This window comes from Streptomyces sp. NPDC056296, from assembly GCF_042268605.1.
Classification (GTDB): Bacteria; Actinomycetota; Actinomycetes; order Streptomycetales; family Streptomycetaceae; genus Streptomyces.
In genome coordinates this window covers 100097-114119 of record NZ_JBHJRX010000015.1, presented here as the reverse complement: position 1 = coordinate 114119, position 14023 = coordinate 100097, and the positions used below count along the sequence as shown (strand labels likewise).

Annotated in this window: 11 protein-coding genes; 3 read left to right on the top strand and 8 right to left on the bottom strand. The window is 70.3% G+C overall.

Features of this window, described 5'->3' with window-relative positions; all coding sequences use genetic code 11:
- Positions 1 to 145: 145 nt before the first annotated feature.
- Together ACFCZF_RS14030 and ACFCZF_RS14025 are read right to left on the bottom strand one after the other, a co-directional pair.
- Positions 146 to 763, bottom strand: coding sequence for a dTDP-4-dehydrorhamnose 3,5-epimerase family protein (locus ACFCZF_RS14030; RefSeq protein ID WP_376671851.1), 618 nt, complete (start codon positions 761 to 763; stop codon positions 146 to 148).
- Positions 764 to 838: 75 nt separating this feature from the next.
- Positions 839 to 3169, bottom strand: coding sequence for an ATP-binding cassette domain-containing protein (locus tag ACFCZF_RS14025; RefSeq protein ID WP_376671850.1), 2331 nt, complete (start codon positions 3167 to 3169; stop codon positions 839 to 841).
- Positions 3170 to 3370: 201 nt separating this feature from the next.
- On the opposite strand from ACFCZF_RS14025, the gene ACFCZF_RS14020 reads away from it, so the two are divergent.
- The gene (locus tag ACFCZF_RS14020; protein ID WP_310871127.1) at positions 3371 to 4231 is read left to right on the top strand and encodes a methyltransferase domain-containing protein; all 861 of its coding nucleotides are present in this window, start codon (positions 3371 to 3373) and stop codon (positions 4229 to 4231) included.
- A gap of 43 nt (positions 4232 to 4274) precedes the next feature.
- Positions 4275 to 5291, top strand: a complete 1017-nt coding sequence (rfbB, locus tag ACFCZF_RS14015; protein ID WP_376671849.1) for a dTDP-glucose 4,6-dehydratase — start codon at positions 4275 to 4277, stop codon at positions 5289 to 5291.
- Positions 5292 to 5319: 28 nt separating this feature from the next.
- Here rfbB and ACFCZF_RS14010 read toward each other — a convergent pair whose 3' ends face one another.
- The 6 genes from ACFCZF_RS14010 to rdmE all read right to left on the bottom strand — a co-directional run bounded on the left by ACFCZF_RS14010 (position 5320) and on the right by rdmE (position 12455).
- Complete coding sequence (locus ACFCZF_RS14010; protein ID WP_376671848.1) at positions 5320 to 6564, bottom strand: DUF418 domain-containing protein; 1245 nt, start codon at positions 6562 to 6564, stop codon at positions 5320 to 5322.
- 21 nt (positions 6565 to 6585) lie between these two features.
- On the bottom strand, positions 6586 to 7395 hold the full coding sequence (locus ACFCZF_RS14005; RefSeq protein ID WP_375922858.1) for an FkbM family methyltransferase: 810 nt from the start codon (positions 7393 to 7395) through the stop codon (positions 6586 to 6588).
- A gap of 76 nt (positions 7396 to 7471) precedes the next feature.
- Positions 7472 to 8755 (bottom strand): activator-dependent family glycosyltransferase, encoded by a 1284-nt coding sequence (locus ACFCZF_RS14000; protein WP_375922855.1) that lies wholly within the window; start codon positions 8753 to 8755, stop codon positions 7472 to 7474.
- A gap of 27 nt (positions 8756 to 8782) precedes the next feature.
- Complete coding sequence (locus ACFCZF_RS13995) at positions 8783 to 9913, bottom strand: P450-derived glycosyltransferase activator (protein WP_376671847.1); 1131 nt, start codon at positions 9911 to 9913, stop codon at positions 8783 to 8785.
- 46 nt (positions 9914 to 9959) lie between these two features.
- The gene (locus ACFCZF_RS13990) at positions 9960 to 10754 is read right to left on the bottom strand and encodes a phytanoyl-CoA dioxygenase family protein (RefSeq protein WP_376671846.1); all 795 of its coding nucleotides are present in this window, start codon (positions 10752 to 10754) and stop codon (positions 9960 to 9962) included.
- Positions 10755 to 10847: 93 nt separating this feature from the next.
- The gene (gene rdmE / locus ACFCZF_RS13985; RefSeq protein WP_376671845.1) at positions 10848 to 12455 is read right to left on the bottom strand and encodes an aklavinone 12-hydroxylase RdmE; all 1608 of its coding nucleotides are present in this window, start codon (positions 12453 to 12455) and stop codon (positions 10848 to 10850) included.
- A 163-nt stretch (positions 12456 to 12618) separates the two neighbouring features.
- Here rdmE and ACFCZF_RS13980 point away from each other — a divergent pair, with 163 nt between their 5' ends.
- A complete protein-coding gene (locus tag ACFCZF_RS13980; protein WP_376671844.1) occupies positions 12619 to 13908 on the top strand; it encodes an activator-dependent family glycosyltransferase in 1290 nt (429 codons plus the stop codon).
- Positions 13909 to 14023 lie beyond the last annotated feature (115 nt).

The following is a 14023-nucleotide window of genomic DNA, read 5'->3' as shown; positions in this document are numbered from 1 at the left end:
ACGTCCTAGACGTGGGGGGGTCCGTTGGGGCAGTGCTGGCGCGATTTTTTTTTCCCCCCCCCCCCCCCCCCCCCCCCCCCCCCACCACTCGTCGTGACCGCCGGGGGTCGGGCGGACCGCAGGGGGTCAGGCGGACCGCAGGGGGTCAGCCGGACCGCAGGGCTCGGTCGATCGCCAGGCACTCCGCGTAGTCGGGCAGCAGGCCGTCCGACGCCGCCTTCTCCAGGGTGGGCGCCGCGAGGTCGCGCTCGGACAGGATCGGCTCGATGTCACCGGGGATGGGCAGGGCCAGCTCCGGGTCGAGAATCGACAGCGCCAGCTCGTGCTCCGGCACGTACTCCCCGGACAGCAGATAGGAGACGACGGTGTCGTCCTCGAGCGCGACGAATCCATGGGCCACGCCGACCGGGAAATACACGGCGCGAAATGTCTCGGTGTCCAGGAGTACGGAATCCGAGCGGCCGAAGGTCGGCGACCCGACCCGGATATCCACCGCGATGTCGAGCGTCTTTCCGCGCGCACAGTACACATACTTGCCGCAACCGGGTGGCGTCAAGGTGTAATGCAGTCCGCGGACCACACCCCGCTGTGACCGGCTGTGATTGGTCTGGGCGACCCGGAACAGCGCATGTCCGGTGACGCCCGAGAACGCCGACTCCTGGTAGGGCGACAGGAAAATGCCACGCTCGTCGTCGAACACCCGTGGGGTGAATTCGATGGCGCCCTCGACGGAGAGTTTCCGCGACTGCATGGTGGAAGCCATAACAGACTCCGATTCAAAGCCGTGTTTTCTGGTCTGCGTTCATGACCATGATGGTCCCGGCGTCTCGCACGCGCCTCAACGACGGCTGGACGGCCCGGGCGCCGCACCGGCGTCCGGCATGCCCACGTACTCGCGCAGATGCCGGGCGGTGAGAGTGTCGCCGCGGGAGACGAGTTCGGCCGGGGTGCCGGTGAACACGACCCGGCCGCCGTCATGGCCCGCGCCCGGTCCGAGGTCGATGATCCAGTCGGCGCGAGCCATCACGGCCTGGTGGTGCTCGATGGCGATCACCGTGTTGCCGGCGCCCACGAGCCGGTCGAGCAGGTTCAGCAGCTGGTCCACGTCGGCGAGGTGCAGTCCGCTCGTCGGCTCGTCCAGGACGTAGACGGCGGCCTTCTCAGCCATGTGGATGGCCAGTTTCAGGCGCTGGCGCTCGCCGCCGGACAGTGTGGTGAGGGGCTGGCCGAGGCCCATGTATCCGAGACCGACGTCCGCGAGCCGGTCGATGATGGCCCGGGCCCGGCCAGTGGTGAAGAAGTCCCGGGCCTCGTTCACCGTCAGACCGAGCACCTCGCTGATGTTCTTGCCCCGTAACGTGTAGGTCAGCACCTTGGCGATGAACCGCTTGCCCTCGCACTCCTCGCAGAGCGTGGCGACCCCCGCCATCATGGCGAGGTCCGTGTAGACCAGCCCGATGCCCCGGCAGTTCCGGCAGGCTCCTTCGGAGTTCGGGCTGAACAGGGCCGGCTTGACGCCGTTGGCCTGGGCGAAGGCGGCACGGATCGGGTCGAGCATGCCGGTGTACGTGGCCGCGTTGCTGCGCCGGGACCCGCGGATCGCGGACTGGTCGACCACGATCACACCGTCCCGGCCGGACAGCGAGCCGTGGATCAGTGAGCTCTTGCCCGACCCGGCGACGCCGGTGACGACGGTCAGCACACCGAGGGGGATCTCGACGCTGACGTCCTTGAGGTTGTGCAGCGTGGCGCCTGTGACGGGAAGGTGCCCCGCAGGCTGCCGCACGTGCTCCTTGGTCCGTACCCGGTGGTCCAGGTACCTCCCGGTGAGCGTGCCGGAGCGACGGAGCTCCGTGACGTCACCGGTGAAGCAGACCTCGCCGCCGGACGGTCCCGCGCCCGGGCCCAGGTCGACCACGTGGTCGGCGATGCGGATCGTCTCCGGTTTGTGTTCCACGACGAGGACGGTGTTCCCCTTGTCGCGCAGCCGGAGCAGGACGGAGTTCATGCGCTGGATGTCGTGCGGGTGCAGTCCGACGGTGGGCTCGTCGAAGACGTAGGTGACGTCGGTGAGGCTCGACCCCAGGTGCCGTACCATCCTCACCCGCTGGGCCTCCCCACCGGACAGAGTGCCCGACTCCCGGTCCAGGCTCAGATAGCCGAGACCGATCTCCACCAGGGAGTCGAGCAGTTCGTTGAGGCTGGTCAGCAGGGGGGCCACCGAGGGGGCGTCGATGCCCCGGACGAACTGGGCCAGTTCGCTGATCTGCAGGGCGCAGCACTCGGCTATGTTGAGTCCGTTGATCCGGCAGGACAGCGCGGCGGCGTTCAGCCTGCCTCCCCCGCACGCCTCGCAGCGGGCGAAGGTCACCGCCCGGTCCACGAAGGCGCGGATGTGAGGCTGCAAGGCGTCGCGGTCCTTGGCCAGGTAGAGGCGGCGCACCTTGACCATGAGGCCCTCGTACGTGGTGCCGGTGCCGCTGTGCAGGAGCTTGACCTTGGTGGCGGTCCTGTGCAGCAGGTCGTCCCGCTCGGTGGGGCTGTAGTCCTTCACCTTGACGTCGGGGTCGAAGTAGCCGGAGTGGGCGATCGACTTCCAGTACCAGGAACCGACGTTGAAGTTCGGCACGGTGATCGCGCCCTCGTTGAGGGAGCGTTCGACGTCCACCAGCTCACCGGCATCGAGCGTGGAGACCCGGCCGATCCCCTGGCATTCGGGACACATTCCCTCGGGTCCGTTGAAGCTGAACGCTCCCGACGTGCCGATGTGCGGGGTCCCTGATCGGCTGAACAGGATCCGCAGCATGGTGTGCGCGTCGGTGGCGGTGCCGACGGTGGAGCGGGAGTTGGCACCCATCCGTTCCTGGTCGAGGACGATCGCCGCGCTCAGATTGCGCAGGGCGTCGACGTCGGGCCGGCCGAAATTCGGCATGAACGACTGTATGAACGCCGTGTAGGTCTCGTTGATCAGGCGGCGGGACTCCGCGGCGATCGTGCCGAAAACCAGCGACGACTTCCCGGAACCGGAAACGCCGGTGAAGACGGTGAGGCGCCGTTTGGGGATATCGAGGGAAATATCTGCGAGGTTGTTCTCTCTCGCGCCCCGGACCCTGATCACATCATGGCTGTCGGCCTCCGGCCGCTGACTCATGGCCTCTGCGGAAGTCATCGGATCACACTATTCCACTGCCCAAGACGTGTAAACACGACCGGAAAAGTGCTCGGTTGGCCTCGGTGGTCTCGATGGTCTCGGTTGACGAGTAAACCATCCAGTCGCGCTCCATCTGCTTTCGAGTGCTTTCGAAGGACACAGTCGGACGATGGCCTCTCGTCATCCTTTCGCAGTCCGGCGGATTCCTTGGGAGCGCACGTGGACGAGACAACGTACAAGGCCCATGTCACAGCGGCGTTCAACCGGGCCGCAGGGGCCTACGACCGTTTGGGAGTCACCTTCTTCACCCCCATGGGGCGACGCCTTGTCGAACGAGCGGACCCGAAACCCGGGGACCGTGTGCTGGACGTGGGGTGCGGCCGGGGGGCGTGTCTGTTCCACGCCGCGTCGCTCGTCGGCGACCGGGGCCACGTACTCGGCATCGACATCGCACCGGCCATGATCGAGGAGGCGCGCAGGGAGGCGGAGTCCGACGGGGTCCGCAACGTCGAGCTCCGGGTGATGGACGGGGAGTTCCCGGACCTGCCGGCCGGCTCCTTCGACGTCGTCACCGGCAGCTACAGCCTCATCTTCTTCCCGGACGCGCGGGCCGCCCTGCCGCGCTACGCCGACCTGCTCTCCGACGGCGGGCGCATCGCCTTCACCAGCCCGGTCTTCGACGACGACGCGTTTCCGTTCCTCCCGCCGGTCTTCACCGAGCTCATCCCGCGGTCGCTGCTGGAGAATCTGCCTCCGCAATGGCGGCCGGAGGAACTCCAGCGCCGGTTCAACAGTTGGCTGGCGAAGGAGGCCGACCTGCGCCAGGCCCTGGAGTCCGCGGGGTTCCGGGATGTGGAGGTCACCGACGAACCGGTCGACCTCGTGGCGCCTTCCGGTGAGGCCTGGGTGACGTGGTCCCACACCCAGGGCATGCGCCTGCTGTGGGATCACCTGCCCGACGACGACCGGGAGCGGCTGCGGGTCCGGCTCACCAAGGCGCTGGACGACATGCGTGAGGACGGCGGGCCCCTGTCGATCGAGACGCCGGTGCGCTACGTCACGGCGAGCGTGGCCCGTTGACCTCCCCCGGCCTTTCCCGCCCGTGTCCGAAGGGGCGTCCTTCATGAGGTTGCTGATCACCGGTGGCGCCGGTTTCATCGGTTCCCACTATGTGCGGAGCCTGCTCGCCGGCCGCTATCGCGGTTACGAGGACGCGCGGGTGACCGTCCTTGACAAACTCACCTACGCGGGCACGCTCACCAATCTGCCACGTACCCATCCGAGGCTGACGTTCGTGCGGGGCGACATCTGCGATCGCGAGCTGCTGACGGACCTGCTGCCGGGACATGACGCCGTGGTCCACTTCGCGGCGGAGTCCCATGTCGACCGCTCCATCGCCGGCTCCGCTCCCTTCGTCACCACCAATGTCACGGGCACCCACACCCTGCTGGACTGCTGCGTCCGCACGGGGGTCAACCGGTTCGTGCACATTTCGACGGACGAGGTGTACGGGTCGACGGACGAGGGGGCGTTCTCGGAGCGGTCCCCGCTGGAGCCCAACTCCCCCTACGCGGCCTCCAAGGCGGCGAGCGACCTGCTCGTCCGGTCCTTCCACCGCACCCACGGGCTGTGGACGTCGATCACTCGCTGCGCCAACAACTACGGGCCTCACCAGTTCCCCGAGAAGGTCATTCCGCTCTTCGTCACCAATTTGCTGGAGGGCAGGAAGGTCCCGTTGTACGGCGACGGGCTGCACGTACGGGAGTGGCTGCACGTCGACGACCACTGCCGGGCGGTGCAGCTGGTGCTGGAGTCCGGCAGGGCGGGCGCCACGTACAACATCGCCGGCGGGAGGGAGCTGGCCAACCGGGACCTGACCCGGATGGTGCTGGCCGAGTTCGGCGCCGGCTGGGATCGGGTGGACCAGGTCGCCGACCGCAAGGGCCACGACCGCCGGTACGCCTTGAACGCCGAGCGGATCAGGGAGGAACTCGGCTTCGAGCCGGACATCCCGTTCGAGCGGGGATTCGCCGAGACCATCCAGTGGTACCGCGACAACCGTGCCTGGTGGCAGCCGCTCGTCCGCCGTGCGGCCGCTCCGGCACCGGCGTCGCCGCGACCGGCGCAGCGGCTCGGGTGAGCCGCGGCGCCGTGCCGAAACGAGCGGGTCAGTGCCGCGGTGGCCTGGAGGCGTCCGCGGTGCTGCTCCGCTCCTTCCCGCGCACGCCGGGCGGTTTCCCGGCCCGACGGGTCGCCTTGCGCAGCAGCGCTTCGGCGGGCCCGGGTCTGTTCCTTCGGCGCAGCAGTTCCGCGGCCAGCACGCCAACGCACCAGGTGCCGAGGGCGACAAGCGCCGAGGCGAAGACACCGACGCGGTCACCGAGCCCGAAGGTGTACGGGGCGAACAGCACCAGCCAGACGACCGACTGCCCCACGTAACAGCTCAACGACCGCCGGCCGCACGCGGCGACCGCGCTCACGGTCCCGCTTCGCCGGCCCTCCAGGCGCAGTGCGAGCAGAGCGACCGCCGCGGCGAGTCCGCAGCCGCCCGCGTACCCCGTCAGGACGTGCAGCACGCTGAGCCCCAAGGTCACGTCCGAGGGCGCGGTGGTCCACGTCCCGGAGGTGATCATCGCCAGGGGGAGACCGCCGACGACGCTGAGGGCCGTGCCCCACAGCGCCACCCGCCGCAGCAAGGCCCTGTGGCGGCCCGGCTCCTCCAGGACGCGCTGCCGGGCGACGCGCGCACCGATCAGGAACGGGCCGAGCGATACGACGGCGAACAGCGGCGTGGTGAACATCCAGGTGCCGACTCGGTACGCGGCGTCGGTGGCGGGGTCGGCGGCCAGGAACATCGCCGCCGCGGTACCGCCCGGGTCGCCGGAGGCGTTCGCCGCCAAGGTGCCGCCGTACAGCACCGCTCCCATGACGACGCCGACGCCCGCCACCGTGTACAGGGTGCGGTCAGGGACGCCGGTCAGGCCGACCGCGACCAGTCCGAGCAGCCCGTACGCGCCCAGTACGTCCCCGGCGAACAGCAGCAGTGCGTGGACGAACCCGAACAGCAGCAGCCATCGGGCACGCCGCCGCAGCACGGCACGGGCTCCGGGCTCGTCCCGTCCCCGTGCCCGCTCGCGGGCGAGGATCCGGCCCGTGCCGTAGCCGAACAGCAGGGCGAACATCGGGAAGCTGCGGCTGTCGGCGAGGACGGTGAGCAGCCCCGCCGTCCACGCGTCGAGCGGCGAGCCGGCGACCGGCGGGTACCCCCGGATCACCGCGGCGCTCCCACCCACGAACATGTGGGCGTGCACCAGGGCGACGATCAGCAGCATGAGGCCCCGCGCGAGATCGGGGGCGAGGGCATGCCGCTCCGGGGCCTCGGTGCCGGACGGCCGCCGGGCGCCGTCGTTCATCGGTCCGTCCTCCTCGACGTGTCAGTCCCGTTCCGCGAGCACCAGGTGGACACTGCCCCCGACGTAGACGCCCCATTGGGAGACGGTGGCCCTGAAGCCGAGGCCGGCCAGTCTCGAGACGATCCGCCCGAGCCTGTCGTCGATGTCGTGGACCTCGAGCAGGACCCGTCGGATGCGGGGCCAGCAGCCGGGATCGATGCCGTCGAGGACGTCGAGTTCACCCCGTTCCACATCGATCTTGAGCAGGCCCACACGGTCCACGCCGCGCTCCGCCATGACGGCGGCCAGCGTGGTCACCTCGACCGGAATCCGCTGGGTCACGTTGAACGTCCGCCGCACGACCTCTCGCGTCTGTGCGTCCGCGTGGATGTTGTCGAGGTGCGCTTCGAGGTTGCGGGTGTCGTCCTCGGCGTCGTCGAACAGGGTCGAGGCCGAGGCCACGTAGGGGCGGTAGATCAGTTCGGACTTGCCCGGCGCGGATCCGAGCGCCTGCCGGTACGCGGTCGCTCCCGGGAGGTGGCGGGCGAGGTTCTCGACGAGGCAGGCGTAGGCCTTGTGGGCCGGCTCGAAGGCGAGCAGGCGGTTGTCGGGCGCGAGTTGGGCGAAGAGCAGGGACGCCAGCCCGACGTGCGCGCCGACGTCGATGATGGCCTCGTCGGCGCCAAGCCCCTCCGCGGCCCTGCGGTAGGGGGCGGCGCTGCTGATCTCCTCCCAGAGAGTGTGTGCTTCCGCTTCCTGCACCGCGGACACCACTCGGCCGTCGGACAGTTCGCAACGTGCCACAGGGAGGTCGGTGGGCAGTTCGTCTGGGAGATCCCACGGATTCGACATGCCGACGACGCTGACGCACCGGTCTCGAGGAGAGCACGAAGAACACTGGTTCACCGTGCCCCGCCGCCGGGCCCGGTCACGTGCCGTTCCGGTGCTCCCCGGTCAGCTTCTCCAGGACCGGCACGACCTCGTTGGGCGTCGGCATGGCACGGATCTCCCTGCGCAGATCCCTGGCCCGCTCGGCGTACGAGGGCTCGTCGAGCAGTCGGAGGATCTTCTCCCGCAGCACCTCGGCGCTCAGGTCACGGGCGGAGACGGCCAAGGTGGTGCCCGACTTCTCGTACTCCTCCCCCATGTCCTCGCTCACCCACTCGTAGCCGACGATGACGACCTGGGGCACGCCGTGCAGGTCCGCCGTGGCCTTCGTCTGGTAGCCGGCGTGGTGCACGATCACCGAGCACGAGGGGGCCAGTTCGTTGAGCGGGACGAAGTCGGTGGTGCGGATGTTGTCCGGCAGTTCGGGCAGGGCGTCGCGCTGCGCCGGGTCGAGGGCGGCGATGATCTCGACGTCCAGTCCGGCCAGGCTCTGGAAGAGGGCGGCGAGGGTGTCGACCAACCGGAACCGCTCGGAGGCCTCGCTGGTGATGGAGGTGCCGAGGGTGACGCACACCCGTCGGCGCTCGGCCGGGGCGTAGAGCCACCTCGGCACCGCGCAGCGCCCGTTGTACGGAACGTAGCGCATCGCCACCGTGGGCAGGTCGAGCTCCTGGCGCAGGCTGCCGGGCCGGGTGTCGATGACCCACTGGCCCGTCAGCATCGTCTCGTCGAACCGCCGGTCGCTGCCGAGCCGTTCGAGCGTCCAGTCGATCCACTCGGCCGTCGGGTCCTCCCGCAGCGGCTCGGGTTGCTGGTCGCGGTGGCGTACGAAGTGTCCACGGGTGACCATCTGAAGGGCCAGCTCGGGGCCGGACACCAGGCGCGCGTGAGCCGCGCCGACCGCGGCGGCGACGACCGCCCCGGCGATCGAGAAGCTCTCCCAGATCACCAGGTCCGGCTGCCAGCCGCGGGCCACCTCCACCAGCTGGTCGATCTGTGCGTCGTTGTTGAGCGGCTGGTAGAGGGCGGGCACCACCATGTTCTCGTAGGCGAGATGGTCCTCCCAGGTCGCCTTGGAGGGGTCCTGCTTGCTGGTGCCGATCTCGTTGAAGAGGGAGATGGCCTCCTTCTGGAAGTCGTCGAGCTGTTCCCACAGGGTCGGGGACTCGATCGGCACGGCGGTCAGGCCCGTGTGGGTGACGGTGTCGACGAGCTGTTCGTTGCACGCCGCCTGCACCTCGTGGCCCGCGGTGCGCAGGGCCCAGGCCAACGGGACCATCTGGTGGAAGTGATTGCCCTCGATCGAGGTGAACAGGACTCGCATCGCCGGATTCCTTTCTGTCGGTACCGGTCAGCCGATGGCCAGCGGACAGCTGAGCAGGTGCCTGGTCACCGGCGAACGGCGGCTGCGCAGCGGTTGTCCCGCCCGGCGCGGCCGCCGCCCCGCGGCCACCAGCGCGCGGACGACGGATTCCGCCAGGGCGCGGGCGAACGGCAGCGTCACCCGGTGGTACCGGGCAGGGACGAGGACGTCGGCCGGGCGGCCGGCGATGAACCGGCCGGGGTCGGGAAAGCGCCCGGGGTCGCGGTTCGCGGCGCCGACGAGCACCACCACCTGCTCACCCGCCGACACGCGCTGCCCGGCGAACTCGACGTCGGCACGGGCGAGGGCCGGATGAAGCTGCACCGGGGAGTCGTACCTCAGGGTCTCGGTCACGACCAGGGCCGCGTGTTCGGGGTCGTCGGCCACTCGTGACCACTGTTCGGAGTGGTCCACCACCGCGAGCACGGCGCTCGCGACGAGCCGCGCCGCGGTACGTACTCCCACGGTGGCCAGCAGCACCGCCGCGTCCCGCGTGTCGGGGGCCGCGTCGCCGTTCGGCGCCACGAGGAGCGTCCGCAGTCGGCCGACGGCGGTCAGGGCGCGCCGGCTGCCGTCCAGTCGCTGCGGGCACAGCAGGCCGTCGAGGACGACTCCGGCGTCGGCGCAGGCTTCGGCGAGTTCCCGGTGGTGCGGCGCGGGCGGCCCGAAGGTCTCGGCGAGCAGGTCCACCGGAACTCGCTCCGCGAGGCCGGTGACGAGGTCGAAGTTCCCGGCCAGGCCGTCGACCGCCCGCTCGCACACCGCATTGACCGTGGATCGGGGGAAGGCGGTCGCCGCCGATGCGCGCAGCCGCTCGTAGTACGCGGCGTCGCCGCCCAGTCCCACCTCGTCCACCGGTACCTGGCCGGCCTCACCGGACACCGGGCCGTGCGGCCACGCCTCGCCCAGGAGCGTCGCGGCGAGGTCGTGGTCCGCCGTCACCCACGTACCCCCGGCGCTGCGCCACAGCGGGCCGAGCGCGCGGATCCGCTCGTAGGCCGGGTGCGGGTCCTCCGCGTGGCCGCGAAGCACGTCGGCGTACGGATCGCCCTTCATCTGGCGCAGCCACACTTCGCCGTGCGCCCGCTGCAGCCGCCTGCCCAGTTCGCTGATCTCCATGGGGTTCCGTGTCCCTCGAATGTCGCTCACCTTTTCGCGGCCTGCTCTAGACAAGGGGGAACTTCTCGTTGTCGAGGCGGTCACCGGGCGCCATGTGGGAGATGTGGGCGTCCTCGGTCCCGGGCCGGTAGGTGGCTTCGGCGTCCATGTAGACGATGCCGTGTCCCATCCGGGGGCTGTCGGTCCGGTTCGGGCCGGCCATGTGGACGGTGCGGCAGTGGTGGAAGGCGACATCGCCGGCCTTCAGCGGGACGGTGATCCGGGGCTGCCAGCCGTAGTCCGGCCAGATGTCCTCGATGGGCCGGTGTTCCGCGAAGCTGGTCATGTGGGTCTGCCGGTGGGCCGCGTCGCGCAGATGGGAGCCGGGCACGTAGCTGAGGCAGCCCCGCTCGACGGGTACGTCGACCAGCGCGACCCACGCGGTGAGAGTCCGGTCGATGCCGTCGAGCGGCAGGCCGGTCTCGTCGTCGTGCACGAGCGTGGGCAGCGTGTTCAGGTCCTTCTGGCCCGGCTTGAGGAGGACGTCGGTGCTGTAGACGCGCAGCGGGGCTCCGGCGAGGCGCCTGGCGATCTGGGTGACCACCGGATGCAGCGCGAGGTCGCGGAGCGCCTCGTGCTTGAGCCAGGCCTGGGCGACGAAGTGCACCTGCACCTCGTCCTCGCCGGCCCCCCAGATCTCCGGCCCGTGCTGGGCCATCAGTTCCTCGGAGGCCGCCCTGAAACGTTCCGTCTCGGAGGTGGAGAGTACCTGCGGAATCCGGACGAAGCCGTTCTCCCGGTAGTACCGGTGGGCCTCGTCGGTGAGGACGTCAACCGTGGTCGGGGCGTTGCGAGCCGCCATGGCGGATTCACTCCTTCGTCGCGGTGGTACGGGCTTCTGCGCGTCGGGCGGGCGGGCGCCGCCGCCTAGCGGCCGGCCCCGCCGAGGGCGGGTTCAGCGGGACAGCACCCGGGCCAGGGCGTCGCGCAGGCTCGCGGCGGGATCGTCCGGCCGGGTGGCGGTGCGCCAGGCGACGATCCCGTCCGGCCGGATCAGGCTGGCTCCGGCCGTGCCGATGCCGAACCGTTCGGCCAAGTCGCCGTCGAGGTCGCTGAGATCGGTGGCCAGACCGTGCACCTCGATGGGAGTGTCGAGCTCCTTGCCGGCGCTCAGGCTCCACTCGGTCCAGTCCGCGCCGTCCTCGCCGGTGATCAGCAGCCAGCCGGTGCCGAAGAGGTCCACGGTGGACATGCGTTCGCCCGCCCGCCGCACCCAGACGTGGGGCATCCGGAACCCCGGCCGTCCGGTGGGCCGGGCCGGGGGCTCGACACGGGAGGTGTCGTCGTCGTCGATGACGACGGCGCGCGAGCGGTAGCGGAAGCCGAGGACCACCTCCGCGTAGCCGACGGGCCCGGCCATCCGGTCCTTCAGGTGGGGGGCCAGCCGGGAGGCGTACAGATGCATGGACTCGTCCATCACGAGCTGTGCCACGAGCCTGCGTTCCGGCTCATAGCTGTCCAGCAGACCCGGCCCGGCCTGGCCGGTCAGTACGGCGGACAGCTTCCAGGCCAGGTCGAAGCCGTCGCCGATGGCGGTGTTGCCGCCGAGTCCGCCGGTGGGCGGCACGACCTTGGCGGAGTCACCGACCAGGAACACCCGGCCGACGCGCCACCGTTCGGCGATACGGGCCGCCATCTCCCATCGCTGGATGTCCAGCACCTCGGGTTCCAGGTCGGGCGCGTCCAGGCCGACGCGGATCAGCTCGACGCAGCGGTCATGGGTGAAGTCGTCTGCGGATTCGCCCCGTTCGGGATCGTATTCGACCAGGAAGGTGTGGCGTTCGGGACGGTCGCTACCGATGAAGATGCCGCTGAAGTGAGGGTTGCGGAGGTAGTAGAGGCCGGACGCGTCCGGCGGAAGGACCGTCTTCAGATCGGCCTCGAAGATCATGCCCACGACGTGGGACAGCGAGCCGTGGCCGTGGCGGGCGATGCCGAGCCCTTCCCGGATGGGGCTGCGGTCGCCGTCGGCGGCAACGAGGTAACGCGCCCGCACCGTGGTCTCCGCGCCGCTCTCCCGGTCGCGCAGCACCGCGGTGACGCCGAGCTCGTCCTGTTCGTAGGAGACCAACGCGGTGCCGAACCTGACCTGTGCTCCGTCCTTGAGCGCTCGGGCCCGCATCAGCGGCTCCAGCTGGTCCTGCCAGGCCAGCGCCCACGACATCGGGGAGCAGGGCGCGGTGCTGGCGACCAGGTGCTCGAAGCCCTCCTCGAAGGAGTCGAGCACTTCGCCGCCCACGGTTTCGGCGACCCGGGTCGTGAAGTGGCCCTTGGCGCCGCGATGGTCGGTGGCCTCCTGCACCTGCTCGGCGATCCCGCCGAGCCGCAGCAGTTCCATGGTGCGCGGATTCTGGCCGATCGCCCTGGGGTGGATCGACGTCGTCGGATGCTTCTCGGCCATGAGCACCCGCACACCGAGTCGGGCGAGGAACATGGTCGTCGAGAGTCCGCCCAGGCCCGCGCCCACGACCAGGACATCAACCTCTGTGCCGGCTTTCGCCATCGCTGCCCTCCCGCTCCGGTCCGGCGCCCGTCCGGCCGGTACCCGAAGGCCGAGACTCGCCGGTGTGCTTCGAAGTCCGCTGGAGGCCTTCCGACGAGGGCTCGTGCGAGGCTGCGGAATTCCTCGAGCGCGGCGCGACGGAACAGGGGCAGCGTGGGGTCCCATGCGAGTGCTGTTCACGCCGTTCCCGGCGAGCACCCACGTCCACACCCAGGTACCGCTGGCGTGGGCGATGCGGGCCGCGGGACACGAGGTCCGTGTCGCCACCCGGCCGGACGTCGTCGAGGACATCAACAACGCCGGCCTGACCGCGGTCGCGGTCGGCGACGTCCTCGACGTTCCGGCCACGATGAACCCGGAGTACACAGACGAGCCCGACGAGATCCGTGACGAAGCCTGGCTGGACGTTCTCGACATCAGCGAGACCCGGCCGGAGAAACTGACCTATTCCTACGTCCACGGAGTGCTCACCGCGTGGACGTCGTTCGTCTACCAGAACACTCTGCCGGACGACACCACGGAGGAGCTGATCGACTTCGCCCGTGCCTGGCGGCCGGATCTGGTGGTGTGGGACACCATGTACTACCCCGGCGCTCTCGCGGCACGGGTCAGCGGGGCGGCCCATGCCCGGCTGATGTTCGGTCTGGACCTGGTCGGGCTGATGCGCCGGCACTACCTGAGCGGACTGGCCGGACTGCCGCCCGCACTGCGGGAGGACCCGCTCGAGGAGTGGATGAGCCGGATCCTGCGGCGGCACGGCCAGGAGTTCACCGAGGACCTGGTCGTGGGCCAGTGGACCATAGACCCCGTGCCGCCATCGCTGCGGCTGCCCGTGGGCCTGCCGTCCGTGCCGGTGCGTTACGTGCCGTACAACGGAGAGGCGACGATCCCCGATTGGCTGCGGGAGCCCCCGCGGCGGCCCCGGGTCTGTCTGACCCTGGGCAGGTCGTTCCGCGAGGTGGTCGGGGCGGACCGGACATCCGTGGGTGACCTGCTGGCCGCCGTGGCGGAGCTCGACGTGGAGGTGGTCGCCACCTTCACCGCGGATCAGCTGGAACCGGGCCGACGCGTGCCGGACAACGTGCGGGTCGTCGACTTCGCCCCGCTGGACGCGCTGCTGTCCGGCAGCGCGGCGATCGTCCACCACGGGGGTTCGGGGACGCTCCAGACCGCGCTGGCGCACGGTGTCCCGCAGGTGATGGTGCCGGCCAAGATGTGGTGCAACGTCCCCAAGGCGCACCGGGTGCGGGACGCGGGCGCCGGGCTCTGCATCGATCCGCGGGAGCTGACGCCTCAGGGGCTGCGTGCCGCGCTGGTCCGGGTGCTGGAGGAACCGTCGTTCCGCGCTCGCGCGGAACGACTGCGCCGGGAGGTCGTCGGCACGCCGGCTCCCGCCGACGTCGTCCCCGTGCTGGAGAGGCTCACGGCCGAGCACCGGGCGCGCCCGTACTGAGTGCGGGACGTCCCGCCAGGCGTGCGCGGCCGTGGGGGGGGTAAAGACCCCCCCGACACAACAAATTCCCCCAAAAAAGGGCGCAGGGTCCCCCACCCCGGGAAAAGGGCCGCCT

Excerpts from the sequence above, each read along its gene's own strand:
- ACFCZF_RS14030 (WP_376671851.1), bottom strand. The coding sequence starts at position 763 with ATGGCTTCCACCATGCAGTCGCGGAAACTCTCCGTCGAGGGCGCCATC.
- ACFCZF_RS14025 (WP_376671850.1), bottom strand. The coding sequence starts at position 3,169 with ATGACTTCCGCAGAGGCCATGAGTCAGCGGCCGGAGGCCGACAGCCAT.
- rfbB (WP_376671849.1), top strand. The coding sequence starts at position 4,275 with ATGAGGTTGCTGATCACCGGTGGCGCCGGTTTCATCGGTTCCCACTAT.
- ACFCZF_RS14010 (WP_376671848.1), bottom strand. The coding sequence starts at position 6,564 with ATGAACGACGGCGCCCGGCGGCCGTCCGGCACCGAGGCCCCGGAGCGG.
- ACFCZF_RS14005 (WP_375922858.1), bottom strand. The coding sequence starts at position 7,395 with ATGTCGAATCCGTGGGATCTCCCAGACGAACTGCCCACCGACCTCCCT.
- ACFCZF_RS14000 (WP_375922855.1), bottom strand. The coding sequence starts at position 8,755 with ATGCGAGTCCTGTTCACCTCGATCGAGGGCAATCACTTCCACCAGATG.
- ACFCZF_RS13995 (WP_376671847.1), bottom strand. The coding sequence starts at position 9,913 with ATGGAGATCAGCGAACTGGGCAGGCGGCTGCAGCGGGCGCACGGCGAA.
- ACFCZF_RS13990 (WP_376671846.1), bottom strand. The coding sequence starts at position 10,754 with ATGGCGGCTCGCAACGCCCCGACCACGGTTGACGTCCTCACCGACGAG.
- rdmE (WP_376671845.1), bottom strand. The coding sequence starts at position 12,455 with ATGGCGAAAGCCGGCACAGAGGTTGATGTCCTGGTCGTGGGCGCGGGC.
- ACFCZF_RS13980 (WP_376671844.1), top strand. The coding sequence starts at position 12,619 with ATGCGAGTGCTGTTCACGCCGTTCCCGGCGAGCACCCACGTCCACACC.